The organism is Parageobacillus caldoxylosilyticus NBRC 107762 (assembly GCF_000632715.1).
Classification (GTDB): domain Bacteria; phylum Bacillota; class Bacilli; order Bacillales; family Anoxybacillaceae; genus Saccharococcus; species Saccharococcus caldoxylosilyticus.
The window spans coordinates 19,334-45,262 of the sequence record NZ_BAWO01000045.1 but is presented as its reverse complement, the minus strand read 5'-3'; the positions used below and the strand labels follow the sequence as shown (position 1 = coordinate 45,262).

Annotated in this window: 22 protein-coding genes and 1 riboswitch; of the genes, 18 read left to right on the top strand and 4 right to left on the bottom strand. The window is 46.8% G+C overall.

What is annotated here, in order from left to right; genetic code table 11:
* Nucleotides 1–49 precede the first annotated feature (49 nt).
* Nucleotides 50–877: an MIP/aquaporin family protein gene (locus GCA01S_RS12145; RefSeq protein WP_042410322.1), complete on the top strand. Its 828-nt coding sequence runs from the start codon at nt 50–52 to the stop codon at nt 875–877.
* A gap of 19 nt (nt 878–896) precedes the next feature.
* Nucleotides 897–2,387 (top strand): glycerol kinase GlpK, encoded by a 1,491-nt coding sequence (glpK, locus tag GCA01S_RS12140; RefSeq protein WP_042410320.1) that lies wholly within the window; start codon nt 897–899, stop codon nt 2,385–2,387.
* Nucleotides 2,388–2,649: 262 nt separating this feature from the next.
* Here the strand turns inward: glpK and GCA01S_RS12135 are convergent, their stop codons facing one another.
* On the bottom strand, nt 2,650–5,217 hold the full coding sequence (locus GCA01S_RS12135; protein WP_052510041.1) for an EAL domain-containing protein: 2,568 nt from the start codon (nt 5,215–5,217) through the stop codon (nt 2,650–2,652).
* A 335-nt stretch (nt 5,218–5,552) separates the two neighbouring features.
* Here GCA01S_RS12135 and GCA01S_RS12130 point away from each other — a divergent pair, with 335 nt between their 5' ends.
* The 7 genes from GCA01S_RS12130 (at nt 5,553) to GCA01S_RS12100 (ending at nt 12,242) form a co-directional block, all read left to right on the top strand.
* Complete coding sequence (locus GCA01S_RS12130) at nt 5,553–6,575, top strand: ABC transporter ATP-binding protein (protein ID WP_042410318.1); 1,023 nt, start codon at nt 5,553–5,555, stop codon at nt 6,573–6,575.
* Nucleotides 6,562–7,488 (top strand): ABC transporter ATP-binding protein, encoded by a 927-nt coding sequence (locus GCA01S_RS12125; RefSeq protein ID WP_042410315.1) that lies wholly within the window; start codon nt 6,562–6,564, stop codon nt 7,486–7,488. Before GCA01S_RS12130 ends, GCA01S_RS12125 begins: the two co-directional genes overlap by 14 nt.
* 18 nt (nt 7,489–7,506) lie before the next feature.
* Nucleotides 7,507–8,475 (top strand): oligopeptide ABC transporter permease, encoded by a 969-nt coding sequence (opp4B, locus tag GCA01S_RS12120; RefSeq protein WP_042410312.1) that lies wholly within the window; start codon nt 7,507–7,509, stop codon nt 8,473–8,475.
* 20 nt (nt 8,476–8,495) lie between these two features.
* The gene (locus GCA01S_RS12115) at nt 8,496–9,404 is read left to right on the top strand and encodes an ABC transporter permease (protein ID WP_042410309.1); all 909 of its coding nucleotides are present in this window, start codon (nt 8,496–8,498) and stop codon (nt 9,402–9,404) included.
* A gap of 13 nt (nt 9,405–9,417) precedes the next feature.
* On the top strand, nt 9,418–11,205 hold the full coding sequence (gene opp4A / locus GCA01S_RS12110; protein ID WP_042410307.1) for an oligopeptide ABC transporter substrate-binding protein: 1,788 nt from the start codon (nt 9,418–9,420) through the stop codon (nt 11,203–11,205).
* 110 nt (nt 11,206–11,315) lie between these two features.
* Nucleotides 11,316–11,420: riboswitch (SAM riboswitch) on the top strand.
* Between the two features lie 77 nt (nt 11,421–11,497).
* The gene (locus tag GCA01S_RS12105; protein WP_042410306.1) at nt 11,498–11,830 is read left to right on the top strand and encodes a hypothetical protein; all 333 of its coding nucleotides are present in this window, start codon (nt 11,498–11,500) and stop codon (nt 11,828–11,830) included.
* 28 nt (nt 11,831–11,858) lie between these two features.
* The gene (locus tag GCA01S_RS12100) at nt 11,859–12,242 is read left to right on the top strand and encodes a VOC family protein (RefSeq protein ID WP_042410303.1); all 384 of its coding nucleotides are present in this window, start codon (nt 11,859–11,861) and stop codon (nt 12,240–12,242) included.
* A gap of 41 nt (nt 12,243–12,283) precedes the next feature.
* Here GCA01S_RS12100 and GCA01S_RS12095 read toward each other — a convergent pair whose 3' ends face one another.
* Nucleotides 12,284–13,327 carry an AbrB family transcriptional regulator gene (locus tag GCA01S_RS12095; RefSeq protein ID WP_042410301.1) on the bottom strand — a complete coding sequence of 348 codons (1,044 nt, stop codon included), beginning with the start codon at nt 13,325–13,327 and terminating at the stop codon, nt 12,284–12,286.
* 114 nt (nt 13,328–13,441) lie between these two features.
* On the opposite strand from GCA01S_RS12095, the gene GCA01S_RS12090 reads away from it, so the two are divergent.
* Nucleotides 13,442–13,924 carry a PaaI family thioesterase gene (locus GCA01S_RS12090; RefSeq protein ID WP_042410299.1) on the top strand — a complete coding sequence of 161 codons (483 nt, stop codon included), beginning with the start codon at nt 13,442–13,444 and terminating at the stop codon, nt 13,922–13,924.
* Between the two features lie 44 nt (nt 13,925–13,968).
* Here GCA01S_RS12090 and GCA01S_RS12085 read toward each other — a convergent pair whose 3' ends face one another.
* The gene (locus tag GCA01S_RS12085; protein ID WP_042410297.1) at nt 13,969–14,385 is read right to left on the bottom strand and encodes a PaaI family thioesterase; all 417 of its coding nucleotides are present in this window, start codon (nt 14,383–14,385) and stop codon (nt 13,969–13,971) included.
* 235 nt (nt 14,386–14,620) lie between these two features.
* Between GCA01S_RS12085 and GCA01S_RS12080 the strand changes: the two genes are divergently transcribed.
* The 6 genes from GCA01S_RS12080 (at nt 14,621) to GCA01S_RS12050 (ending at nt 22,656) form a co-directional block, all read left to right on the top strand.
* Nucleotides 14,621–15,085, top strand: coding sequence for a hypothetical protein (locus GCA01S_RS12080; RefSeq protein WP_042410294.1), 465 nt, complete (start codon nt 14,621–14,623; stop codon nt 15,083–15,085).
* Between the two features lie 475 nt (nt 15,086–15,560).
* The gene (gene hutG, locus GCA01S_RS12070; RefSeq protein ID WP_042410292.1) at nt 15,561–16,538 is read left to right on the top strand and encodes a formimidoylglutamase; all 978 of its coding nucleotides are present in this window, start codon (nt 15,561–15,563) and stop codon (nt 16,536–16,538) included.
* 5 nt (nt 16,539–16,543) lie between these two features.
* Nucleotides 16,544–18,022 (top strand): helix-turn-helix domain-containing protein, encoded by a 1,479-nt coding sequence (locus GCA01S_RS12065; protein WP_042410340.1) that lies wholly within the window; start codon nt 16,544–16,546, stop codon nt 18,020–18,022.
* A gap of 261 nt (nt 18,023–18,283) precedes the next feature.
* Nucleotides 18,284–19,942: a urocanate hydratase gene (hutU, locus tag GCA01S_RS12060; protein WP_042410289.1), complete on the top strand. Its 1,659-nt coding sequence runs from the start codon at nt 18,284–18,286 to the stop codon at nt 19,940–19,942.
* Nucleotides 19,943–19,960: 18 nt separating this feature from the next.
* On the top strand, nt 19,961–21,235 hold the full coding sequence (gene hutI, locus GCA01S_RS12055) for an imidazolonepropionase (RefSeq protein ID WP_042410285.1): 1,275 nt from the start codon (nt 19,961–19,963) through the stop codon (nt 21,233–21,235).
* 92 nt (nt 21,236–21,327) lie between these two features.
* Entirely contained in the window at nt 21,328–22,656 is a 1,329-nt protein-coding gene (locus GCA01S_RS12050; RefSeq protein WP_042410283.1) for a YjiH family protein, read from the top strand.
* A 54-nt stretch (nt 22,657–22,710) separates the two neighbouring features.
* On the opposite strand, the gene mscL is transcribed toward GCA01S_RS12050, so the two are convergent.
* The gene (mscL, locus tag GCA01S_RS12045; RefSeq protein ID WP_017436170.1) at nt 22,711–23,106 is read right to left on the bottom strand and encodes a large conductance mechanosensitive channel protein MscL; all 396 of its coding nucleotides are present in this window, start codon (nt 23,104–23,106) and stop codon (nt 22,711–22,713) included.
* A gap of 179 nt (nt 23,107–23,285) precedes the next feature.
* On the opposite strand from mscL, the gene GCA01S_RS12040 reads away from it, so the two are divergent.
* Entirely contained in the window at nt 23,286–24,512 is a 1,227-nt protein-coding gene (locus tag GCA01S_RS12040) for a YeeE/YedE family protein (protein ID WP_042410280.1), read from the top strand.
* A gap of 488 nt (nt 24,513–25,000) precedes the next feature.
* Nucleotides 25,001–25,921: a GntR family transcriptional regulator YhfZ gene (gene yhfZ, locus GCA01S_RS12035; protein WP_042410277.1), complete on the top strand. Its 921-nt coding sequence runs from the start codon at nt 25,001–25,003 to the stop codon at nt 25,919–25,921.
* Nucleotides 25,922–25,929: the final 8 nt, after the last annotated feature.

The window sequence follows — 25,929 nt, the reverse complement described above, 5'->3', positions numbered from 1 at the left end:
ATGGGAATGATAGGCAGTTACAAAAAACAAAAGACAAGGGGGAAACCAAATGACATCCTTTGTTGCTGAACTTGTTGGAACTGCGCTGCTTATTATTTTTGGCGGCGGGGTTTGCGCAGGGGTAAACTTAAAAAAGTCATTTGCGCAAAACTCTGGTTGGATCGTTATTACAATGGGATGGGGACTTGGGGTTGCAATTGCAGCCTATGCGGTTGGTCAATTTAGCGGCGCGCATTTAAATCCGGCGCTAACGCTTGCATTAGCGTTTAACGGCGATTTTCCATGGGCAGATGTGCCAAAATACATTGTTGCACAAATGCTCGGTGCAATGATTGGCGCTGCCATTGTTTATCTTCATTATTTGCCTCATTGGAAAGAAACAGACGATCCTGGCGTAAAACTTGGCGTATTTGCGACAAGTCCAGCTGTTCCAAGCTATTTTGCGAACTTAATAAGCGAAATGATTGGCACTTTTGTACTAGTGCTTGGCATTTTAGCAATCGGCGCCAATAAATTTGCTGATGGGCTAAATCCATTTATCGTCGGGTTTCTTATTGTCGCCATTGGTCTTTCACTTGGAGGAACGACAGGATATGCCATTAACCCGGCGCGTGATTTAGGACCGCGTATCGCCCATTTTTTGCTTCCGATACCAGGAAAAGGATCATCCAATTGGTCTTACGCATGGGTTCCGGTGGTTGGACCGATTCTTGGCGGTTCGTTTGGCGGTTTATTTTACAAAGCTATCTTTCTAGGAAAAATGACAGCAGCATTTTGGTATGTGCTTATTGCTATTGCAGCAGTACTCGCATTTACATTCATTAGCCAAGGAAAAGCGCCAAGCAGCTATGATAAACCAAAAAATGCTTTCATGTAATCAGGGGGAGGAATTGGTGATGGAACAATACATTTTGTCGCTAGACCAAGGAACAACAAGCTCACGTGCAATATTGTTTAATCAAAAAGGAGAAATCGTCCATATTGCGCAAAAGGAATTCACACAATATTTCCCAAAGCCGGGCTGGGTCGAGCACAACGCCAATGAAATTTGGGGCTCGGTGTTAGCCGTCATTGCCAGCGTCCTTTCTGAGGCGGAAGTTAAGCCGGAACAAGTAGCAGCGATCGGCATTACGAACCAGCGAGAAACGACCGTCGTATGGGATAAACATACGGGGCTGCCGATTTATAATGCCATTGTTTGGCAATCGCGGCAGACGGCCGGCATTTGCGAACAGCTCAAACAGCAAGGATATGATGACTTATTCCGCAAGAAAACTGGTTTATTAATTGACCCTTATTTTTCCGGAACAAAAGTAAAATGGATTTTAGACAATGTGGAAGGGGCGCGGGAGAAAGCAGAAAAAGGCGATTTATTGTTCGGTACGATCGACACGTGGCTCATTTGGAAGCTTTCCGGCGGCCGCGCCCACGTCACCGACTACTCCAACGCGTCGCGCACATTGTTATTTAACATTCACACGTTGCAATGGGATGAAGAAATTTTAACGATTTTAGGCATTCCAAAGTCGATGCTTCCAGAAGTGCGTCCATCTTCCGAAGTGTATGCCAAAACGGTTTCATATCATTTCTTCGGCGTCGAAGTGCCGATTGCCGGGGCGGCGGGCGACCAGCAGGCGGCGCTGTTCGGGCAGGCGTGCTTTGCCGAAGGAATGGCGAAAAACACGTACGGCACCGGATGCTTTATGTTGATGAATACAGGCGGAAAAGCGGTGCAATCGCAGCACGGCTTGTTAACCACAATTGCCTGGGGAATTGACGGAAAAGTCGAATATGCGCTTGAAGGCAGCATTTTCGTCGCCGGCTCAGCGATTCAGTGGCTGCGCGATGGGCTCCGCATGATTAAGCAGGCGGCAGACAGTGAAACGTATGCGGAGAAAGTCGATTCGACGGATGGCGTTTATGTTGTACCGGCATTTGTCGGCCTTGGCACCCCGTATTGGGATAGCAATGTCCGCGGCGCGGTATTTGGGTTGACGCGCGGCACGACAAAAGAACATTTTATTCGCGCGACATTGGAATCGCTCGCTTACCAGACGAAAGACGTGCTGGCGGCGATGGAAGCGGATTCCGGCATTGCCTTGAAAACACTGCGCGTCGACGGCGGAGCGGTAAAAAACAACTTTCTTATGCAGTTCCAAAGCGATATGCTCGGCGTGCCGGTAGAGCGACCAGTCATTAACGAAACGACAGCGCTTGGCGCCGCCTATTTGGCCGGGCTTGCCGTCGGCTATTGGAAAGATCGGGAAGAAATTGCATCTCAATGGCAATTAGAACGTCAATTTGAACCGCAAATGGCAAAAGAGAAACAAGAAGCATTGTATGCGGGCTGGAAAAAAGCAGTCAAAGCGGCGATGGCGTTTAAATAAGAGAGGATGCTAAAGACTATGGAATCAATCTTTTGCAGTTGCCCTTTTTTGTTTTTCCTTTCTTCCCTGCATATTTGTATTATAATCAAATAAAATTTTCGAAGAAATAGACTGCATTATTTGTTGGCATCATGAATATCCCGTAGACGAAGACATCGTTGTAAGATGTTTTGTACCTGGATATACTAATACCGCCTATATTCGGAAGAGGGGGATCCCAATTACTTTTGGGATCCCCTCTTCTTCATATAATAAGCGTTTTTCATATATGGACCATTCCGTTGCGAAGCAGATTGGTCGCCTCCGCGGCGGGCACCGGCGGGCGGAACAAATACCCCTGCGCTTCTTGGCAGCCTTTCTCGCACAAATAGGAAAGCTGCTCGGTCCGCTCGACCCCTTCGGCCACTACATTCATGCCAAGATGATGTGCGAGCGAAATAATCGTGTTCGTAATCACGCTTCCGTAATAGGAGTGGGGACAGTCGGCGATAAACGAACGATCAATTTTCACCGTATCAATCGCAAGCTGTTTTAAATAAGCAAGCGAAGAATATCCGGTGCCGAAATCGTCGATGGCAAGGCGAACCCCGATTTCTTTGAGGCGGCGCAAATTATTTAAAATCGTCACTTCGTTGTAAATAGCAATGTTTTCTGTAATTTCGAGCTCAAGCCATGCTGGATCCATATTCGTTTCTGCCAGAATTTCTTCAATGCGGACGGCGAAACGTTGATCGTGCAACTCTTTTACGGAAACGTTTACCGCAATGCGAATCGGCGGCAGCCCTTGCTTCCGCCAGCGTTCGTGCTGTCTGCATGCCTGTCTTACCGTCCATTCGCCGATGGGGACAATCAGCCCAGTTTCCTCAGCGAGCGGAATAAATTTGTTTGGCGCAATCATTCCTTTGTTTGGATGACGCCAGCGGATGAGCGTTTCCATCGCGGAGAGCTTTTTTTGTTGTATATCGACAATCGGCTGATATACAACGTGCAATTGCTTCATTTTCCGCTTCACCGCATAATGCAGGTCGTTAAGCAAAAAGATGTTGGGCAGCCGCTGCCGCAAAAGCGACTCATCGTAAATATAGTAGCCGTTTTTTCCTTTTCGCTTCGCTTCGTTTGTCGCTATATCCGCATAGCTAATGATCGTATCTACATCAGCGTTTTGATCTGGGAAAAAAGCGATGCCGATGCTGCAGGTAAGAAATAGTTCACGCGGGCCAACGCGAAACGGCTCCGTAAAGGCTGCCAATATTTCTTCTGCGGTCCGCACCGCCTCTTCATTTCTAGCGATGGGGGATAATAAAATGATAAATTCGTCGCCGCTCATATAAGCGACGGTGCCGCGCTGATTCACCTTTTCCTGCAATCGCTCTGCTACTTTTTTCAACACTTGATCGCCGGTACGATGCCCGAGCGAATCGTTAATATATTTAAACCCGTCTAAATCCATATATAAAATCGCACCGAGATTTTTCCTTTCTTTCGCTTTGAGAAGCACATCACCAACAAGCTCTTGCAGCCGACGCCGGTTTGGAAGGCCTGTCAACGAGTCGTAATATGCCATATACCGAATTTGTTCATTTTGTTCGGTCCGTTCTGTCACATCTTTCGCAATGCAAGAAACGCCGATAATTTTTTTATTGACGAAAATAGGAATAGACGTGACGCTGACATAACGCCGGCTCCCTGACTGGTGGCGAATGCGAAGTTCGATATGGCATGAATGCCCTTTCACTGTATCACGGAATGCTTTTATCGCTTTTGGCACATCTTCTTCGACAATCAAATCGTAGATTTTCATTGCCAGCAGTGTGTCGCGGCTATATCCGGAGATGACGGAACACGCTTCATTGGCTGCAAAAAAAGAGCCATCAAGATACAAGGAGAAAACGGCGTCTGGATTATAATGAAATAACGACTCATATATTTGCCTGTTTTCTTGCAGCGCCTGTTTCATTTTCTCATGCTCGATCGCGATTCCGGCCAATGAAGAAAACGTATAAATGAGATCAATGTCTTCGTCTTGCGGTTCACACGGCTGGTCATGATAGATGGCAAATGTTCCTAAGACGTTTCCATTGGAAGAAAAAATCGGAATCGACCAGCAGGCGCGCAGACCGTGAGGCAGGGCGAGATGTCGATAATTTTCCCATAACGGGTCATGCTCGATATCGTTGACGATGACAAGCTCTTTTCGATAAGCAGCCGTACCGCACGACCCGGCGCACGGGCCGATTTCGAGCCCGTTGATCGCGTCCACATACGCGTGCGGCAAACTGGGAGCGGCGCCATGGCAAAGCCGGTTATCATCTTCATTGGCCAATAAAATCGAACAGGCGATATACGGGCGAATTTCTTCCACCGATTGGACGAGTTCCGTCAAAATTTCCTCAAGTGGTGTATATTCGGCGACCAGCCCTAAAATATGCTTCTGTTTCGCTAACAGCTGTTTTGCGTACGTTTCCTCCTCCATGTTGTAGCATGATGCAAGGAAAAGCATATTTCCGTGATCAGATTGTCTCTTGCCAATTCTCATTTGCATAAATAATACGTCTCCAGACTTTGTCACCATTCGCAATTCCAGCGTATGGGCCGTATCTGTTGGATGTGTAAGGATAAGCTGAACTTGTTGTTTCAGGCGGAGTTGGTCTTCTTGATGAACGATGATCGAAAGGGACGCGCCAATTAACTCGTCGCGTTTGTATCCGAGCGCCGATATGGCAAAATCATTTATATCAACGATATAACCGTCTGGATCGAAAATAAATTGCACGGCAGGCATAAAAAAATAAAGCGGAATGTAAGGAGTTTGCGTCTGATCTTTCCACATATAAAGCAACTCTCCAATCATGAACGAGATAGTTTTTTCTATATCATATAATCTATATTATCACGTTTCATTCTACTTTTGTCGAAAAAATAGAAATAGTGGCGAAAAAGGATAAAAAACGAATCATACGTATGAACGGAAATATTCCATTATTTTGCAATAAATCCTCAAGTAACTATATAATTATAAAACAAAACTATGTGCTAAATAATCAAAAAAACAAAAAAGAAGAAACAATAAAAAATATTGAATCTGTAAAAAATATGTAATAAAATATTATCACAAAATTGTATATAGAAACAATTTTTAGAATACAAAACAAAGGGGAGAATGCATTGACCGGAAAACCAATTTTAGAAATAGACCATTTACGTGTTTCGTTTCGAATTCAAGATCAATATTATGCTGCGGTTGATGATGTTTCCCTTACGGTGAATGAAGATGAAGTGGTGGCGATTGTTGGAGAGTCGGGGTGCGGAAAAAGCGCGCTGGCACTGGCAGTTATGGGATTGCATCCGCCACAAAAGACAAAATTAGAAGGAAGCATTATATTTAAAGGAACGAATTTATTATCGTTATCTACTTCACAGTTGAATAAAATTCGCGGCAAAGATATTGGAATGATTTTCCAGGACCCGTTAACAGCACTTAATCCATTAATGACGATAGGACGACAAATTGAAGAGAGCATGGACTATCATATGAAATTATCTTCGATGGAAAAACGGCAGCGCACGTTAGAATTGTTAAAACGTGTCGGCATTCCGAATCCGGAAAAAACATATCATCGTTATCCTCATGAGCTTTCAGGAGGAATGAGACAGCGGGTGGTGATTGCGATCGCAATCGCTTGCGAACCGTCGCTTATTATTGCAGATGAGCCGACAACTGCCTTGGATGTGACGATCCAAGCACAAATTATGGGACTGTTAAAAGAACTGCAGCAACAAATGAAAACCGGCATTATTTTAATTACTCATGATTTAGGAGTAGTTGCGGAAATGGCCGATCGCGTAGCTGTCATGTACGCTGGGGAAATTGTTGAACTAGCAGATGTGGAAACGCTATTCCACCATCCGCTCCATCCGTATACACGCTCGTTATTGCATTCGATTCCGTCCGCACAAACCCGTAAAGAAAAACTTCACGTCATTCAAGGAATCGTTCCTTCCTTGCAAAAGATGCCACGGACAGGCTGTCGATTCCAATCGCGAATCAGCTGGATTGACGAGTCAAAACATGAACCGAATCCGATTTTGCGAGAAGTCGAACCGGGACATTGGGTTCGCTGCACATGTTATCAACATTTCTACTTTCCACATGATCATATAGGGGACGTGGGCTATGGCATTTCTTAAAGTAAATCATTTAAAAGTGTATTATCCAGTACGCGGAGGTTTTTTCCGCCGCATCGTTGATTATGTGAAGGCGGTAGATGATATCAGCTTTGAGCTCAGGCAAGGAGAAACGTATGGGCTTGTCGGAGAGTCAGGATGCGGAAAAACGACGACGGGGCGTACGATTATCGGGCTCATAAAAGCAACAGCAGGTGAAATTGTATTGGAAGGCACCGATTTAACGAAACTAAGCCGCCGGCAGTTTTACCCGTACAGAAAAGACATTCAAATGATCTTTCAAGACCCGTATTCTTCGCTCAATCCGCGCAAACGTGTGCTCGATATTGTTGCTGAACCGATCCGCAATTTTGAAAAATTGTCGCCGCAAGAAGAAAAACGGAAAGTGCAATATTTTATCGAAAGGGTAGGATTGAATCCAGAGTCGATTTATAAATATCCACATGAGTTTTCCGGAGGACAGCGGCAACGGATTGGCATTGCACGAGCGCTTACGCTCAATCCAAAGCTCATTATTGCTGATGAGCCAGTGTCCGCATTGGATGTATCGGTGCAGGCGCAAGTGTTGAATTTTATGAAAGAGATTCAAGAAGAGTTTCAGCTTACATATTTATTTATTAGCCATGACTTGGGCATTATCCGACATATGTGTGACCGCATCGGTATTATGTACCGCGGCAGATTTGTCGAAGAAGGAACGTGTGAAGAAATTTTTCGTAATCCGCAGCATATTTATACCAAGCGCCTCCTTTCGGCAATTCCAAACGCGGACCCGCGACAAAGAAGACAGCAGTTTCATCTTCGCGAAGAAGTCGAAAGGGAATACAAACAGTCGTACCATCGCTACTTTGATGATGATGGCAGGGTGTACCCGTTAAAGAAAATCTCTGAGACGCATTCCGTTGCGATTCCGTAAAGAGAGGAAGGCGACACGATGCTGAAATTTATATTGCGGCGAATCATGATGATGATTCCGCAACTATTTATTTTAAGTGTTCTCGTATTTTTGCTGGCAAAGGCGATGCCTGGGGATGCACTGACAGGACAGCTGGCGAGCAATCCAAAAATAGATGCGCAAACGCTCGAGGAAATGAAAGAAAAGCTCGGGCTCAATGATCCGGTACATGTTCAATATGCGCGCTGGATGAAAAATTTGCTGCAAGGGGATCTTGGCATATCCTATATTCATAAGCAGCCTGTCAACGATTTGCTGGCCGGGCGAATGTGGAATACGATTTTGCTGTCTGCGGCGATCTTAATATTAACGTACATGATCGCGATTCCTTTAGGAATTGTTTCGGGAAGATGGACCGACTCTTGGGCGGATAAATTAATCGTTGGATACAGCTACGTCAGCTTTGCCACCCCGCTGTTTATTTTTGCGTTAATTATGTTGTTTATTTTCGGGTTCAAGCTAGGATGGTTTCCGACGGGGGGAAGCGTCGATATTCAAGTCGAAAAGGGCACGTTTGCCTATTATTTAAGCAAGCTGAACCATCTTTTGCTTCCTGCCCTGTCTGGGGCGTTGATCAACACGGTTGGGACAATTCAATATTTGCGCAGTGAAATTATCGATACAAAGGTGAAGGACTTTGTTAAAACCGCACGTGCAAAAGGAGTGCCAGAATCAAGCATTTATTGGCGTCATATTTTGCGAAATTCATTTTTGCCAATTGCCGCTTTCTTAGGATATGAGATTACCGGATTAATTGGCGGATCGATTTTTCTCGAGTCCATTTTTAGTTATCCGGGAATAGGGCAGTTGTTTTTGCAGTCGATTTTGCAGCGGGATTACAGCGTCGTCACCGCGCTTGTGATGATTTCTGGTCTTGCTACGTTAATCGGGACGCTTTTGTCCGACATTATTTTAAGCGCTGTTGATCCGCGGATTCGCATTGAGTAATGGAATGGGGGGACATAATGATGAAAGCAGAACTAGGCGATCCACAATTGGTCCATGGACAAAATGAAAAAAGTCCTTCAAGCCTCTCGATTATGTGGCGTGAATTGGTGAAGGATAAGCTCGCTCTCGGTTCTCTCATTCTTCTTTCCTTGATTTTGATTGTTGTATATGGTGCTTCGGTATTATTAGACCAAGATGAAATTGTCAAAGTGGACCTATTATCCATTTACTCTCCACCGTCAGCAGAGCATTGGCTTGGCACGGATTATGGGGGCAGGGATATTTTCGGGCAGCTTATTATTGGTGCGAGAAACTCATTTACCATTGGTTTGGCGATTACGCTGATCACTGGTTTGATAGGGCTTACCGTTGGCCTTATCGCCGGATATTTTGGTGGAGTGATTGATAATATTATTATGCGCATCATCGATTTTATCCTGGTGTTGCCATTTTTAATGCTAGTGATCGTATTTGTGGCGATTGTGCCTAAATATAATATTTTTACGTTTATTCTTATTATGAGCGCCTTTTTATGGACAGGAAAGGCGCGGTTGATTCGGGCGAAAACGCTGGCGGAGAGGGAATTGGACTACGTCAGTGCATCGAAAACGCTTGGCACGCCGGATTGGAAAATTATTGTTTTTCAAATTTTACCTAACTTAAGTTCGATCATTATCGTAAACTTAACATTAAACCTTGCCGGAAATATTGGGATTGAGTCCGGACTAAGCTATCTGGGCTTCGGCTTGCCGGAAAGCACGCCAAGTTTGGGAACGCTTGTCAGCTATGCGATGAATCCCGACGTTTTGCAAAACAAATGGTGGGTTTGGCTGCCAGCATCATTGCTTATTTTAGTAATGATGTTGTGCATAAATTTTATCGGCCAAGCGTTAAAACGCGCGGCGGATGCAAGACAACGATTAGGATAAAGGGGGAGAAAAAATGAGGAAAACATGGCATTGGAGGTTTTTCGTAGTGTTTGCCGTCTTTTTATTAGGATTGACGGCATGCAGCAGCTCTACAAGCAACGATAAAGACGGCAAGGACACAAAGACGACGCAAAAGGAAGACATTAGCAAATTCCCGATGACCGTGAAAAATGACGGGAAAATCGTAGATGGTGTGTTGAATTACGGATTAGTGTCTGATACGCCATTTGAAGGAACGTTGAACTACGCGTTTTACGAAGGTGATCCAGATTTTAAAATTTTGCAATTTTTCGACGAACCATTGTTTCATTTTAACGAAGACTATGAAATTACGAATGACGGTGCAGCGACATACGAGCTTTCTGACGACAAAAAAACGATGACGATCAAAATTAAAGATAATGTCAAATGGCATGACGGCGAACCGGTCAAAGCGGAAGATTTAGAATATGCTTACTTAGTCATCGGCCATAAAGATTATACGGGCGTCCGCTACGGAGACGCGCTCATGCAAGATATCGTCGGCATGGAGGAATACCATAGCGGAAAAGCGGACAAAATTTCCGGAATTAAAGTCATTGACGACAAAACATTAACCATTACATGGAAACATGCCAATCCATCTGTACTAACAGGCATTTGGGCATATCCGCTTCCGAAACATTATTTAAAAGATGTGCCGATTAAAGATTTGGCGAAATCGGATAAGATCCGCAAACATCCAATTGGCTTTGGCCCGTTTAAAGTGAAAAAGATCGTTCCGGGCGAATCGGTTGAATTTGTTCGCAACGACGATTACTGGGCCGGAAAGCCGAACTTAAAAGGTGTTATCTTGAAGGTAGTTAGCCCGCAAGTTGTGCTGCAGGCGCTTAAAAAAGGAGAAATTGACGTTGCTGAATTCCCGACAGATCAATATGTCAGCGCGAAAGGGACGAAAAACATTCAATTTGTCGGTAAGATTGATTTATCTTATAGCTACATTGGTTTTAAACTCGGCCGTTGGGATGCGGAAAAGCAAGAAAATGTGATGGATAATCCGAAATTCCAAAACAAAAAGCTTCGCCAAGCGATGGCGTATGCAATTAATAACAAGGAAGTCGGTGACAGGCTTTATCACGGTTTGCGCTTCCCGGCAACGACGCTCATTCCGCCATCCTTCCCAAGCTACCATGATAAAAATGCGAAAGGATACACATATGACCCAGAAAAAGCGAAAAAATTGCTGGATGAAGCTGGATATAAAGATGTCGACGGCGACGGCTTCCGCGAAGATCCAAATGGTAAAAAATTTGTAATTAATTTCCTTGCAATGAGCGGCGGGGACATCGCCGAGCCGCTGGCGAAGTTTTACATGCAATGCTGGAAAGACGTCGGCTTGAATGTGCAGCTGGTTGATGGCCGTTTGGCGGAATTCAATTCGTTCTATGACATGGTTCAGAACGATGACCCGAAAGTCGATGTGTTCGCCGCGGCATGGGGAACAGGAACCGATGTGGATCCGTACGGCTTGTACGGCCGCAATGTCATGTTTAATTTTTCACGCTGGGTAAATGTGAAAAATGATGAATTGCTTGAAAAAGGACATTCTGAGCAAGCGTTTGATAAAGAATACCGCAAGAAAATTTACAACGAATGGCAAGCATTAATGAATGAAGAGGTGCCAGTAATTCCGACGCTATACCGCTCGATTATTTATGCGGTCAACAACCGCGTGAAAAACTATTCGGCTGATATCGACCCATTCATTTGGAAATGGAAAGACGTCGGTGTCACTTCGGAAAAGCCGGAAGTGGCGCAATAATAAATCGGAAAGAAGGAGATTCCTTTGCTCTCCTTCTTTCCCTTGTAAAAAAACAAAAAATGATTGTCATCATTCAGATACCGTGGTAAGATAGAGGCAAATTACATACAGTCTTATCAAGAGTGGATGAGAGACCGGGCTCGATGACTCCACAGCAACCTGCGTTTTGCAAGGTGCTCCTACCCGCAAAGCGGTTTCGCTTTGGATGATAAGAGCGGCTGACCCCTTTCGCATCATTCATAGCGAAAGGGGTTTTTATGTACAAAACAAAGAAGGAGGTAGGGAATGCCGAGTGAGGGAAGAAGATTCGCTTCGCAGCTATATGGCGGCTCACTTAACGGCAACGTCGTTTGCTTCCCATGTCGCCCGTTGTGTCCAAAAACAGCTTTTGCAGTTTGACCGACAGGCAGCGATTCATTTTGATTGCAGCCAAAATGTTTTCCATCTATACGGATACACGCAAGGGAAGATGTTTTCGCTTCTTCTGACGCTTGCAGAAGTGGAAGAATGGAAAGCCGCTGGTCCTTATGCGCTTGACCGCTATATTTTTGGCCAACTGGCGGCAAAAGGAATTTCATTGGTACATATGACCCCATATTTGCGGGCCGTATTTTCGCAAGTTTAAAAAGGTGATAGAAAGGGAGAGGACAAAAATGGCAGTAAAAAAATTTGAACATGTCGGCATTCAAGTAAAAGACATCGAAGCATCGAAAAAGTTTTATCAAGAGGTAGTCGGTTTGGAATTGCTAAGCGAAATGACCCATACAAACGGTTCGATGAAGCTGTCGTTTTTAGGATTGAATGGCTCGGTCATTGTCGAATTGATCGAGGGATATAATCCGAATTTGCCGACGGAAGGAAAAGTGCATCACATCGCCTTTACCGTTGAAGGAATTGAACAAGAAAAAGAACGGCTGCAGTCCCTCGGAGTTTCGCTTGTATGGGAAGAAATTACGACGCTGCCAAACGGGGCAAAATATTTGTTTTTCCTTGGACCAGATGGAGAATGGATCGAATTTTACGAACCAGCCAAGTAAAAATGAACCGCTCTGTTTTAGCTTCGAACAGAGCGGTTTTTTCATGACGTTTCGGCGATATACGGGAATTTTCGAAATACCCATTTCAACACGTTCGGTACGACGATAATGACAAGAAGAAGACGCATAAATTGTAAGGAGCTGACAATTGCGGGATCCCCTCCGACCGTTTGCGCCGTTAATACCATTTCCACAAGTCCGCCTGGGGCGAGGCTCAGCAGCGCAGTCGACAGCGGAAGATCCGTTAATTTCGCAAATACATAGCCACATCCGAACGATAGAGCAATTAATACCAGCGCAAGCAAGAAATACACCCAGCTAAATTTTCCGCCAAGCTTAATATCTTCTAACGTAATGCGGTCCCCCATGTTCATTCCGACGCTAATTTGCGCCAAAATAATCAACCATGCAGGCAGTGACGGTAAGTTCACCCCGGCCACATGCATCACTGCCGTTACGGCAAGCGGTCCAACGACGTATGCCGCCGGAATGATGTTTCGTAAAAGAAGAGCACCGAAAATGCTTAACAAAAACCAAGCGTAATGACCATCGAAAGAAGCAGCTGCCGCCTGAGCGGTTGTGCTCCCTGACGACGCATCTCCGCTCAACCAATGGACAACGACCGTTGGCACAAGAAAAACGACCGTTAACAAACGAATCGTTTGAAAAATCGTCACTAAAGCAGTATTGGCGTTTAACGATTCACTGGCAGCCACCATTTCCGACAACCCGCCCGGAACCGATGCAAACACGCTTGTCACTTTATCAATATGTGTCCATTTTGTCACTGCAATGCTGTTCATAATATTGATCACAATCAACAATACAGCGACGGCTAGAAACGGAACAATATATGGGGCAATTGTTAACAGCGTCTCTTTTGTAAACGATAGTCCAAAGTAGGTGCCTAATACAATCAATCCGCTATTGGACAACGCCTTTGGCGCCGCTACTTGGCGCTTGATGACCGTTTTCCAAACAAGCATTCCGGTAATGGCCCCGAGCATCCACGGAATTGGGGAATGGAGATGATAAAACAGCAAACCGGTCAGTCCTGCGACGATATATGTTTCAAGCACTTTCATTGCTGTAATCACTTCCATTCTCTGTAAAACTATTACTATTGTAAAGGAAAATAAAAGGAAAAGGAAGCGATATGCTCATGTGATATACTAAAAAGGAAAGGGGTGGGAGAAACCATGGAAGAACAAGTAAAACATGCGATTCAAGACGAATACCCAGAGGAATTTGCCTGGTGCTACGGATGCGGGCGGATGAACGAGCACGGCCACCATTTCCGCACTGGGTGGCAAGGGGAGAAAACGGTCACGATTTATACGCCGCGTCCTGAGCATATCGCCATTCCCGGCTTCGTGTATGGCGGATTGATCGCCTCGCTGATCGACTGCCACGGAACGGGTTCGGCCGCGCTGGCGCTGCATCGCAAAAACGGTCATGAACCTGGTGACGGCGAGGCTCCGCCGCGTTTTGTCACCGCTTCGCTGAAGGTGGAGTTTGTCAAGCCGACGCCGCACGGAGTTCCGTTAAAAGCAATCGGCACGGTCGAAGAAATCCATCCGAAAAAGTGGAAAGTAGATACGGAAGTATTCGCCGGCGGAGAACTTTGCGCGCGCGGAGAAGTCGTGGCGGTCGTGATGCCGAAGACGTTTGGGCAAAAATAATGCATCCATTCGCAAACAAAAAGCAGGAGGTCATCCTGCTTTTTTTACCGTTTTGGCATGATCATCACCGAGGAGACGGAGCTTGCCACTTCTTTGCCGTTTTGCGTTAAGACGGCGGTCAGATAGGAAACGGTGCGTCCGAATTTTTCCACTTTCGCTTCGACTTCCACTTCGCCGACAACAGTCGGGCGATGGAACGTCGTATGTAGATTGATCGAGGCAAATGTTTGGTCCTCATGAAGCAACGTCGTAATCGCATACGCCATCATAATATCGGCTGCCGCACTGACAAATCCCCCCATAATGACGCCGTTGCCGTTTAGCAAATGCTCCCCAATCGTCCATTTTCCTTTCGCATATCCTTCGCCAGTTTCCACTAATTGAACGCCAAGCGACGTATCACAGGCTGGCGGTGCGCTTTTTCCCGCAATGACTTCATGCAAGTTGACGGTTTTTGCCATAGCCACACCCCCTTTCTTTGAACCGAAACCCTCGACGCATTCCCCTTCTATAGTGCAAAGCATTTAGGAAGGGTTCGTCGAGGGATGTTTTTTAAAAACATTTTAGTAGAAATTCTTTTTTAAAAAAAGTAAATTTTTTAAGATTGACCTCTTTTTAACGAAATAGGAAATATTTTATAATGATTGCACAGAACAAATGTCCGTGGTCGAGGTTCGTTCGATGGGGAAAGTTAGCTTGGAAAAAACCAAAACGATTAGAAATAAAATTATTTCTCACGGGGCAAAAACGTTCGAACCAACGATAGCCATCTATCGGGAGGCGTTGGCGTTTATTGCCGATGTGATCCAAAAAGAGTTTGATCATCTGAAACATTTCAACACCAAACAAGTGATCCCGGCAGTCGAAAAGCTCATCCATCGAACCAAAACCAACCCTTTCCCGAAATATCCTTTTACGGACCGTTTTTATAAATTTCCTTCCTATTTTCGAAGAACGGCGCTTGCCAAAGCGTTCGGAGATGTAAAAAGTTATTATTCCAACCTCGAAAATTGGGAAAACGAGTTTGATGGTTCCGGAAAAGTCGTCCGAAACGGAAAAAAAGACCTTGCCGTTTTCCCAACCGGCAAGATGTATCACGCGGATCTAAATGCCTCTTACAATATTGGAGCCCGATATTTCTTAAGAGAAATCCTTTTCTGAAAAGAAAAGGTTGCAATGGGAGGCAAAAGTTCCTTCTATTGCAGCTAGAACCCGGCATACATTGTCTTCATTGATTAGCTTACATCAGGCGTTTCACACGGAAGGTGTTCCATTAGCGTGAGTACAGCTGTATTTAAGACAATGGATGCCCCGACTAGAATCTTTGATTTGGTCGGGGAGGTTCACAATGGTAAGATCCATATTACCCTATTCGCGAAAATGAGAAGATTTCCTTTTTTCCCTCTTCGTTTTCCTTTTTCTAATAATTTAGTTGCTTTTATGGGATCGGGTCGCTATGCATAAGTTAAAATAGGCGGCAAAACAAGAAGGAAATAAAGGAAGGGAGAGAGAAAGAGGAAGAAGGGACAGCTTTCACGTGATGGGGACAAGGACCAGATCCTGATATAAATCAACGCGATGACTAATGGAGGACGCTGGTGTTGTGCAAAGCATAAAGTAGGGAGGTTCTCGTTTTATGTATAAACAGCCGGACAAGGAGAGATGGACGGGTCGGATCGACAGCGAAAGCGAGGAAAAAAGTTTTCGCGTTCATCAAAAGATTCGTCTGCTGGATATGGGGCAAATACAGGCGCAGGCAGAAAACGCTTTTGCTTTATTGGGCTTCCAATGCGATGAAGGGGTCCGCCGCAACCAAGGACGGCAAGGGGCGTATCACGCGCCGGTGGAAGTGAAAAAAGCGCTGGCAAACTTGCCGTGGCACCTGCCGTCTGACGCAACACTTTACGATGCGGGCGAAATTGTTTGTGAAGAGGGAGAGTTGGAAAACTGCCAGAAACATTTGGGCCAGGCGGTAGAGCGGCTTATCCGCCATCGCGTCACGCCGGTTGTCATCGGCGGCGGACATGAGACCGCGTACGGGCATTATCTCGGCGTTCGGCAGGCGGTCGGCCCGGAAACGAAGCTTGGCATTATCAACATCGACGCTCATTTTGACATGCGCCCATATAGACAAGGACCGTCATCGGGAACAATGTTTCGGCAAATATTAGATGAAGATGGAAACGCGGGATACTGTTGCCTCGGCATTCAGACGCTAGGCAACACAGCGGCGTTATTTGAAACCGCGAAGCGATACGGATGCACGTACATGCTCGAGGAAGAATTGACGTTGGAAGAATTAGAATGCGCGTATGAGTTCATTGATGATTTTAGCAAAAACTATGATGTGTTGGTGCTGACGCTTTGCATGGATGTGTTAAGTGCAAGCGCGGCGCCGGGAGTGAGCGCGCCTTCGCCGTTCGGTCTTGATCCAAAAATCGTCCGCGCCTTGCTTCGTTATATTATTTCCAAGCCGCAAACGATCAGTTTCGATATTTGTGAAGTGAATCCGTTGGTCGATGAAAATCGAAAAACGATTGCGTTAGCGGCCGCCTTCTGCATGGAAGCGCTCGTTCATTTCCACCGCCGCCAGCGGGCGGCGACAGGTCGGTGAAGCCGATGAAACTATTGATTGCGGAGCGGGATGAAAACGAGAGCGTGGCAATCCGCTGGCTTGTTTCCGCCTATTCGCTGCCCATTCATCGCGTTTACACCGCCAATACCGTCGAGCAGACAATGAGGATATTAGAAAAGGAAACACCGGAGCTGCTATATATCGAATTGGACATGGTTTCCCATGACGATTGGGGGAAAATGACAAAATACGTGCGGCTGTTTTGCCAAAAAGTGATTGCCGTTACGGCCGAGGCAACGTTTGCCCGAGCGAAACAGGCGATTGAATGGCAATGCGCCGATTTGCTCGTCAAACCGCTCGAGCCAGCCAAGCTGAAGCAGTGCCTTCAAAAAGCGGCGTCTTCCTTCGTCCGTCAAGAACGCCTTCATCCGCTCCATTCCAACGACGCGGAACGCTATTCGTACCGTTCGCTCTTTTCCGAAGAGGTGGAAGCGGCAGATGTGGCGCTGTTGCTCCTGCAAACAGAAGATCCAAATAAATGGCGGGACATTGTTTCCTTTTTAACGCAATACCCGTTTCGTTATCCATCTCGCGTGCTGCCGCTGTCGAATATGGTCGTCTGTTTGCTTTCCGATGTATCGGGCGATATGAAAGAAGTGGCATGGAAACTGCTGCGCGACTGGGAGGCGGAGCACACAGAGCCGCTGGCAGTCGTCATGCTGCCGCCTGATGGCGGTAAAACGGTGCGTACTCAATATCAAATGGCGCGCCGCTTATTGGAAACGACGTTTTTTATCGGGTACCGTCAGGTGATTGTCCCCGCTCCTGAATATGAACACTGGAAGGAACTCGACCCGTTTCTAACGCCGGAAGAGCAGCGGCAATGGGTTGACATGCTGCATCGATTTGACAAACAGGCCATCAAAACATGGATGCACCGCGAATTTTTGCGTATGCCGACGCCGTTTCCTAACCCGGAAATGGTGCGGACAAGGCTGACGAGCATATTGGCACAAATCCGCCGCTTTATGAAAACGTATCAACTTGACCGCGGTGAAACGGAACGCGGCTATATGCGTATTTTTCATGAAATTTTATACAACCGCGTCTTATACCGCATTGTGCAGGAAATGCTTCTTTTTCTCTATAGGCTGCTCGATCGCGCGAAACAGGCGGAAGAGCAGGCGCGTACCGATGTCATCGAAAAAGGAATCCGCTATATAGAAGAACATTTTCGTAATCCCGATTTAACGCTGGAGAAAGTGGCCGCGGCTGTCGGAAGAAGCCCGGCGTATTACAGTCATTTGTTAATGAAAAAACGAGGAATTTCGTTTCGCAAGCTGCTGACGCAAACAAGAATAAAAGAGGCAAAGCGCCTGCTTGCCCAGACGGAGCTGTCCATAAAAGAGATTGCCCATCAAACCGGCTTTCGCACCTCGCACTATTTTACCCGTGTGTTCAAAGAAGAAATGAAGAGGACGCCAACCGAATACCGCGATGAACAGCGCAAAGAACCGCAATGACGAGCGGTTCTTTTTTATAAATCGAAAAAAATAACAAAAATCTAAAGAAAATGATGCAAGATGGCCATTTCGCTTCACTATTGGGCATAAAATTCAAAAATTTATATACGATTTTAAAAACGGGAGGCATATATTTGCAACCGGTTTCATTTTATAATTCTTGATAAATAAAAAGAAGAATGGCTAAGTCGGACTATAGTCATTCTGATGGCAAGCTGCCAGTTTTCTTGCTTAAAAAAGGAAAAAACGGAGGGGATCGCGATGGCAACGAAACGCCGGCCGGTGCAAGCATACACCGGCTCGACTTTGCATGCGAAAGGCTGGATTCAAGAGGCCGCGCTGCGAATGCTAAACAACAACCTAAATCCAGAGGTGGCCGAACGCCCGGAAGATTTGGTCGTCTACGGCGGCATCGGCAAAGCGGCGCGCAACTGGGAGTGCTACGAGGCGATTGTCGAAACGCTATTAAACTTAGAAAACGATGAAACGCTGCTCATTCAGTCAGGAAAGCCAGTCGCGGTGTTTAAAACGCACGCCGATGCGCCAAGGGTGTTAATTGCCAACTCGAACCTTGTGCCTGCTTGGGCGACGTGGGACCATTTCCATGAGCTCGATAAAAAAGGATTGATCATGTACGGGCAAATGACGGCAGGAAGCTGGATTTATATCGGCAGCCAAGGCATCGTGCAAGGCACGTACGAAACGTTTGCCGAGGCGGCGCGCCAGCACTATGGCGGCACGCTAAAAGGCAAGATTACCGTCACGGCAGGTCTTGGCGGCATGGGTGGGGCGCAGCCGCTCGCCGTCACGTTAAACGGCGGTGTCTGCATTGCCGTCGAAGTGGACCGAGCCCGCATCCAGCGCCGCATTGACACGAAATATTTAGACACGATGACCGACAGCCTCGATGCGGCGATCCAGATGGCAAAAAAGGCGAAGGAAGAAGGAAAGGCGCTATCGATCGGCCTGCTTGGCAACGCGGCGGAAGTGCTGCCGAAAATGATCGAAATCGGCTTTATTCCGGACGTGTTGACAGACCAGACGTCCGCCCACGATCCGCTTAACGGCTACATTCCGGCGGGCGTGACGCTCGAGGAAGCGGCTGAGCTGCGCCGGCGCGATCCGAAGCAGTATATCCGCCGCGCCAGACAATCGATCGCCGAACATGTCAAAGCGATGCTCGCCATGCAGAAACAAGGCGCGGTGACATTCGATTACGGCAACAATATCCGTCAAGTGGCCAAAGATGAAGGGGTAGAGGATGCATTTTCGTTCCCGGGCTTTGTGCCTGCCTACATCCGTCCGCTCTTTTGCGAAGGGAAAGGGCCGTTCCGCTGGGTGGCGCTGTCAGGGGATCCGGAAGACATTTACAAAACCGATGAAGTCATTTTGCGCGAATTCAGCGACAACCAACATTTGTGCAACTGGATCCGCATGGCGCGGGAGAAAATCCAGTTTCAAGGGCTGCCGGCGCGCATCTGCTGGCTCGGCTACGGCGAACGGGCGAAATTTGGCAAAATCATTAACGACATGGTGGCGAAAGGCGAGCTGAAAGCACCGATCGTCATCGGCCGCGATCATTTGGATTCCGGTTCCGTCGCCTCGCCAAACCGCGAAACGGAAGGAATGAAAGACGGCAGCGACGCGATCGCCGACTGGCCGATTTTAAACGCGCTTCTTAACGCGGTCGGCGGTGCAAGCTGGGTATCGGTGCACCATGGCGGCGGCGTTGGCATGGGCTATTCGATTCATGCGGGAATGGTCATTGTCGCCGATGGCACGAAAGAAGCGGAAAAACGGCTCGAACGCGTCCTAACGACCGACCCGGGCCTTGGCGTTGTCCGCCATGCCGATGCCGGCTATGAACTCGCCATCCAAACGGCGAAGGAAAAAGGCATCCATATGCCGATGCTGAAATAAACGAAAGGAGGAAGGTGCATGCGCCCGTTGTTTATCCGCAACGCCAACCAGCTCGTGACGTTGGCCGGCAGCTCCACGGCCCCGCTCGTGAAGGAGAAAATGAACGAACTTTCTATCATTGAAAACGGCAGCGTCTGGGTAGAAGGCGGAAAAATTGCCGCTGTCGGAACGGATGAGGAGCTTTCGCGACGATTTCAAGAGCGGATCGCGGAAGCGGAGATCATCGATGCGACAGGGAAAACAGTGACGCCGGGGCTTGTTGATCCGCACACGCATTTCGTATACGCGGGAAGCCGCGAAAGCGAATTCGCGATGCGTCTTAGCGGGGCGACGTACATGGAAATTATGAACGCCGGCGGCGGCATTCACGCGACAACCAAAGCGACGCGGGAAGCATCAGAAGAAAGATTGTACGAAGAAAGCAAGCGGCGGCTCGATCAGTTTTTGCTTCACGGCGTCACGACGGTGGAGGCGAAAAGCGGCTATGGTTTGAGTCTTGAACACGAAGTCAAACAGCTGACGGTGGCGAAAAAGCTCGATGAAAACCATCCCGTCGATGTCGTGCGCACGTTTATGGGAGCGCATGCCGTGCCCGCCGAGTGGAAAGACAATCCCGACGGTTTTGTCCGTGTCATCGTCGAAGAGATGATTCCAAAAGTGAGCGAGCTCGGACTTGCCGAATTCAATGACGTCTTTTGCGAACGAGGCGTGTTCACTCCGGAACAAGCAAGAACCATTTTGGAAGCGGGAAAGGCGTACGGGCTGATGCCGAAAATTCACGCCGATGAAATCGAACCGTACGGCGGTGCGGAACTGGCCGCGGAAGTCGGGGCGGTTTCCGCCGACCATCTCCTGCGCGCTTCGGACGAAGGCATTCGCCGCATGGCAGAAAAAGGGGTAATTGCGGTGTTGCTGCCGGGCACGGCGTTTTTCCTGATGACCAAGGCCGCCAACGCCCGCAAGATCATCGACGCCGGCGCGGCGGTCGCGCTTTCCACCGACTGCAATCCCGGCTCCTCGCCAACCGTATCGCTCCCGCTGATCATGAACCTCGGCTGCCTGCAGATGGGCATGACCCCTGCCGAAGCGCTGGCAGCCGTCACGATCAACGCTGCTCACGCGATCAACCGCGGCCGCGAAATCGGAAGCATTGAAGCCGAGAAAAAAGCCGATTTGGTCCTTTTCGACGTCCCGAATTATATGCAGCTCATCTACCATTACGGCATGAACCATACTGATACGGTGATTAAAAACGGACGGGTGGTGGTGAAAAGCGGGAGGCTTTGCTACTAGGCGTTGGCAATCAAAAGCACGTGTTGGCGCGCGTGCTTTTTAACCATAAAAAACTGAATTTTTAAACAAATGAAAGCGAGGTGGTGGGGAAAATGAAAGTAAATACAAGCAAACAGTCTTCGCTGCCGGTACAAACTTCCACTGGTCAGGCTTGGAAGTTTTTTGTTTACAGCGCGATTGGCATTTTCATGTTTTTCGTTCCCGTGCAAATCGGGAAGACGTCCTCGATTATGCTCGACCATATCGTCTCATGGATACGTATGCAGTTTCCGGCGCTTGTACCGTATTACGCGCTCATCGTGATTGCTTTAGGCGCTGTATATCCGTTTTACACTAAAACGTGGAACAAAGATGTGGTTGCGATCGTTTTTTCCTTGTTAAAACTATTAGGACTAATGGTAGCGGTAATGTTAATGTTTAAAACCGGGCCGTCGTGGCTGTTCAAACCGGACATGGGACCGTTTTTGTACGATAAACTCGTCATCTCCGTTGGTCTGTTAGTGCCGATCGGTTCCGTTTTCCTCGCCCTTTTAGTCGGATACGGGCTTTTGGAATTTGTCGGAGTGTGGATGCAGCCGGTGATGCGGCCAATTTGGAAAACGCCGGGACGCTCGGCGGTTGATGCTGTCGCGTCGTTCGTCGGAAGTTATTCGATTGGGCTGCTCATTACCAACAAAGTATTTAGAGAAGGAAAATACACGATTAAAGAAGCGGCCATAATTGCCACGGGTTTTTCGACCGTATCGGTGACGTTCATGGTCGTTGTGGCGAAAACATTGGGGCTGATGAACATCTGGAATACGTATTTTTGGGTGACGTTTTTTGTAACTTTTGTGGTTACGGCTATTACCGTCCGGTTATGGCCGCTAAGCAAAATGAGCGATGATTATTATGATGGCAAAGGTGACCCTGAGGAAAAAGTTACGGGAAACTACATGAAAGAAGCATGGGCGGAAGCGATGAAAGCGGTGCAGCACTCGAAAGGGCTTTGGGAGAATGTATGGGAAAACTTAAGAGATGGTTTTATCATGACGATGAGCATTTTGCCGTCGATTATGTCGGTCGGGCTGATTGGGCTGCTTCTTGCCGAATATACGCCTCTGTTTGACTGGTTTGGCTATCTTTTCTATCCGTTTACCCTGCTACTGCAAATTCCGGAGCCATTGCTTGCTGCCAAAGCATCAGCGATCGAGATTGCGGAAATGTTTTTGCCTGCCTTGCTTGTAACGGAAGCACCTCTTGTCACTAAATTCATCATCGCGGTCGTTTCGATTTCCGCCATTTTGTTCTTTTCCGCTGTTATTCCTTGCATTTTGGCAACGGAAATCCCGATCAGCATTCCAAAGCTATTAGTCATTTGGGCCGAGCGGACGATTTTGACGCTTATCATCACCACGCCGATAGCGTATGTGCTGCTATGAAGATAAAAAAGAGCCTGTCCATTCATCTCGGGCAGGCTCTTTCGTTTTATTCGCCTATTGCATTTCCCGCTGTTGTTTCAACAAATCGCGGATTTCCATCAACAGCTCTTCTTCCTTCGTTAAAGTCGGCGCTGTATCTTTGACTTCTTCTTCCTTTTTATTGAGCCGGTACAGCTTATTCAACACTTTGACGAAAACGAAGACCGAAAAGGAGATAATGAAAAAATCAACGACCGTTTGGATAAACATGCCGTATTTCACGACGGCCTTGCCGAATTTCCATGACAGCCCGCTAAAATCAATGCCGCCAAGCAATAAGCCGATCAGCGGCATCAGGATGTCATTGACGAGTGAAGAAACGATTTTGCCGAATGCTCCGCCGATAATGACCCCGACAGCCAAGTCGACGACATTTCCGCGCATGGCAAATTCTTTAAATTCTTTCCACATAATTCTCACCCTGTTTTTACAATATTGGTACAAAAAAATATAACATAGGGGGGTTCAAAAATGCCAGCTCCATGCGGCTGGTATAACTTAACATTAAACGGTGAAGCAAAAACATAGAAAATCAATCAGATTTATAGTATTATATAATGTGCTTAATTTTAGTAAAGGGGGAAGACAACTTGGATATTGCGGTGAAAAAACAAACGGACGTCAGTGTCAAGCAAGCAGCAAACGCTCCGAAAAATCCAACGTCGTGGATCATCGCCATTGCATCCATCGTGTTAATCGGAGGCGCGTTGTTTTTATATAGCCGTGTTTCCTGGCAGCAAGCGCTCCTTTACGTGTTAGGAGCGTTCGGGGGGTTTGTCTTGTACCAAGCGCACTTTGGCTTTACGTCTGCATGGCGCAAATTTATTTTATACCGCCAAGGCGAAGGCATTCGCGCGCAAATGATCCTGATGCTAGTGGCAAGCATTTTCTTCTTGCCGCTATTGTTGAAAGGAACCATCTTCGGCCATGCCGTGGCGGGCAATGTGCATGATGTCGGGATTTCCGTCATCGTCGGCGCGTTTATTTTCGGCATTGGCATGCAGCTTGGCGATGGCTGCGCATCGGGTACGCTGTACCATATCGGCGGAGGTGATACGAACGGCATTGTCACCTTAATCGGGTTTATCGCCGGTTCGGTCATTGCGACGACCCATTTTGATTTTTGGATGAACACGCCGCATCTGGCGCCGATTTCGCTGATCCACCAGTTTGGCGCGTTCGGCGGTTTTCTGCTTCAGCTCGCGCTGTTGGCGCTCGTTTATTACATCGTGACCGTCATCGAAAAACGCCGCCACGGCAAACTGATTTCGACGAAAATCGAAAATAAAAACGGCTGGAAAGTGATTTATAAAGGTCCATGGTCGCTTCTTGTCGGCGCGCTCTTGCTTGCCGTTATGAATGCTCTAGTATTAATGGTCAACGGCAAACCGTGGGGCATCACTTCCGCTTTCGCGCTTTGGGGAGCGAAATTCGTGCAGTTGTTTGGCGTTGATCCAACCGAGTGGGCATATTGGCAGGATCCGGCGAAGCTAAATGCGCTGAAAAGCCCATTGTATCAAGATACGACAACGGTCATGGACATCAGCTTAATGTTCGGAGCCTTGCTGGCGGCAGCGTTTGCCGGCCGCTACGCTAAACCGATCCAGTGGAGACGCCCGTCGCGCATGACGATCGGCGCCCTCATCGGCGGCCTGATGATGGGGTACGGCGCCCGCCTTGCCTTTGGCTGCAACATCGGCGCGTACTTCAGCGGCATCGCCTCCTTCAGCGTCCACGGCTGGATTTGGTTCGTATTCGCCTTCCTTGGCAGCCTTATCGGCGTCAAACTGCGTCCGTATTGTGCGTATAAGAATTGAAGAAAGCGAAAAAGGGAAAGCGATAGTGCTTTCCCTTTTTCTGTTAGTCAGAGAAGTTATTTTCATGCATGGATGGAGATTTTGCGATCCATTTTGCGGAGTAGGAATCGTTGCTAGATGAAGCGAATATACAGGCTTGTCTAGATATAACCCATCTGTTTATGATGAAACAAGATATAAAGGATGTCATGTCATCATGCAACTGAGTAACGATGGTTTACGTGTCATATGCAGGTTTGTGGTGGTGATAAAAAGTGTATTATTTGGAAAATGGTAAAAGTCGTTGCTTAATGTATATCCACACCTTGGAGGTTTTGCTGGATCTACAGGGGGGTGGACTTTTTTGTATTTATGAAATTTATTTCATTATGCGCTTTTTATCTGTATTGGCATAGTTTTTTGACTAAATAATATTGCGGTTAATTTTATTATTATTTATAATAACAATATACAGAATATTGTATCTTGTTAAACGTGGTGTATATGATATGATGGAGAATTTTTATTCAAAAAGCGGGCTTACTTTAAAACAAGTTGCAGAGGAATTACTATTTTACGAACCAGATGAGCGAATACCAAGAATAAGCGACTTAGCCGAAAAGTTTCAAGTCGGCAGGGGAACGGTTCAATCTGCATTAAAGATTCTAGAAGAAACGCAGAGTATTCGATTAGAGTCGCGGGGGCACCTTGGAACGTTTTTGAGAGAGAAATGTGTATCAAATCTTTTGAAATTTTCAGGGGTTGACCGAGTATTGGCCGTAATGCCTTTGCCATATTCCAAAAAATATGAAGGGCTTGCATCAGGGCTGGCTTCTGAATTCAGCCGTTTAAATCTCGCCTTTAATATTGCTTTTATGAGAGGAGCAAAGCCTCGTCTCGAAGGGGTAAAAGAAGGGAGATATGATTTTGCAATAGTTTCAAGGTTTTCAGCATTGGAAGAAATGAAAAACGATGATGGTCTTATGATTGCTCTTTCCTTTGGCAAACAGACCTATGTTTCAAAGCATGCTGTAATTTTCTCTGATCCAACGAAGAAACGAATTGAAAACGGGTTTAAAATCGGCATCGATACCTTTTCAAATGATCAAAAATTCTTAACCTACGCAGAAACAGAAGGAAAAAATGTTGAATACGTTGAGATGAACTATATGCATCTATTGCAACATTTGAAAGCGGATACAATTGATGCAACGATATGGAATATGGATGAAATTGATACGACGCTCTATCACGTCGAGCCATTAACTTCTAAAAAAGCTATTCAATATGAAAAGGAGATGAGCGAAGCCGTTTGTGTGATTCGGAAAAGCAATAGAAAAGTGGAGTACATCTTAAAGCATCTTTCGAAAGAAAAAATAGTCGAAATTCAAAGAGGAGTTGAAAGGGGGGATGTTATGCCTAAATACTAACTTGTTTC

Bases quoted from the DNA above. Each gene is read 5' to 3' on its own strand.
- GCA01S_RS12065 (WP_042410340.1), top strand. From the start codon at position 16,544: ATGAAACTATTGATTGCGGAGCGGGATGAAAACGAGAGCGTGGCAATC.
- glpK (WP_042410320.1), top strand. From the start codon at position 897: ATGGAACAATACATTTTGTCGCTAGACCAAGGAACAACAAGCTCACGT.
- hutG (WP_042410292.1), top strand. From the start codon at position 15,561: ATGTATAAACAGCCGGACAAGGAGAGATGGACGGGTCGGATCGACAGC.
- opp4B (WP_042410312.1), top strand. From the start codon at position 7,507: ATGCTGAAATTTATATTGCGGCGAATCATGATGATGATTCCGCAACTA.
- GCA01S_RS12115 (WP_042410309.1), top strand. From the start codon at position 8,496: ATGAAAGCAGAACTAGGCGATCCACAATTGGTCCATGGACAAAATGAA.
- hutU (WP_042410289.1), top strand. From the start codon at position 18,284: ATGGCAACGAAACGCCGGCCGGTGCAAGCATACACCGGCTCGACTTTG.
- hutI (WP_042410285.1), top strand. From the start codon at position 19,961: ATGCGCCCGTTGTTTATCCGCAACGCCAACCAGCTCGTGACGTTGGCC.
- GCA01S_RS12085 (WP_042410297.1), bottom strand. From the start codon at position 14,385: ATGGCAAAAACCGTCAACTTGCATGAAGTCATTGCGGGAAAAAGCGCA.
- yhfZ (WP_042410277.1), top strand. From the start codon at position 25,001: ATGATGGAGAATTTTTATTCAAAAAGCGGGCTTACTTTAAAACAAGTT.
- GCA01S_RS12100 (WP_042410303.1), top strand. From the start codon at position 11,859: ATGGCAGTAAAAAAATTTGAACATGTCGGCATTCAAGTAAAAGACATC.
- opp4A (WP_042410307.1), top strand. From the start codon at position 9,418: ATGAGGAAAACATGGCATTGGAGGTTTTTCGTAGTGTTTGCCGTCTTT.
- GCA01S_RS12145 (WP_042410322.1), top strand. From the start codon at position 50: ATGACATCCTTTGTTGCTGAACTTGTTGGAACTGCGCTGCTTATTATT.
- mscL (WP_017436170.1), bottom strand. From the start codon at position 23,106: ATGTGGAAAGAATTTAAAGAATTTGCCATGCGCGGAAATGTCGTCGAC.
- GCA01S_RS12090 (WP_042410299.1), top strand. From the start codon at position 13,442: ATGGAAGAACAAGTAAAACATGCGATTCAAGACGAATACCCAGAGGAA.
- GCA01S_RS12050 (WP_042410283.1), top strand. From the start codon at position 21,328: ATGAAAGTAAATACAAGCAAACAGTCTTCGCTGCCGGTACAAACTTCC.
- GCA01S_RS12125 (WP_042410315.1), top strand. From the start codon at position 6,562: ATGGCATTTCTTAAAGTAAATCATTTAAAAGTGTATTATCCAGTACGC.
- GCA01S_RS12135 (WP_052510041.1), bottom strand. From the start codon at position 5,217: ATGTGGAAAGATCAGACGCAAACTCCTTACATTCCGCTTTATTTTTTT.
- GCA01S_RS12095 (WP_042410301.1), bottom strand. From the start codon at position 13,327: ATGAAAGTGCTTGAAACATATATCGTCGCAGGACTGACCGGTTTGCTG.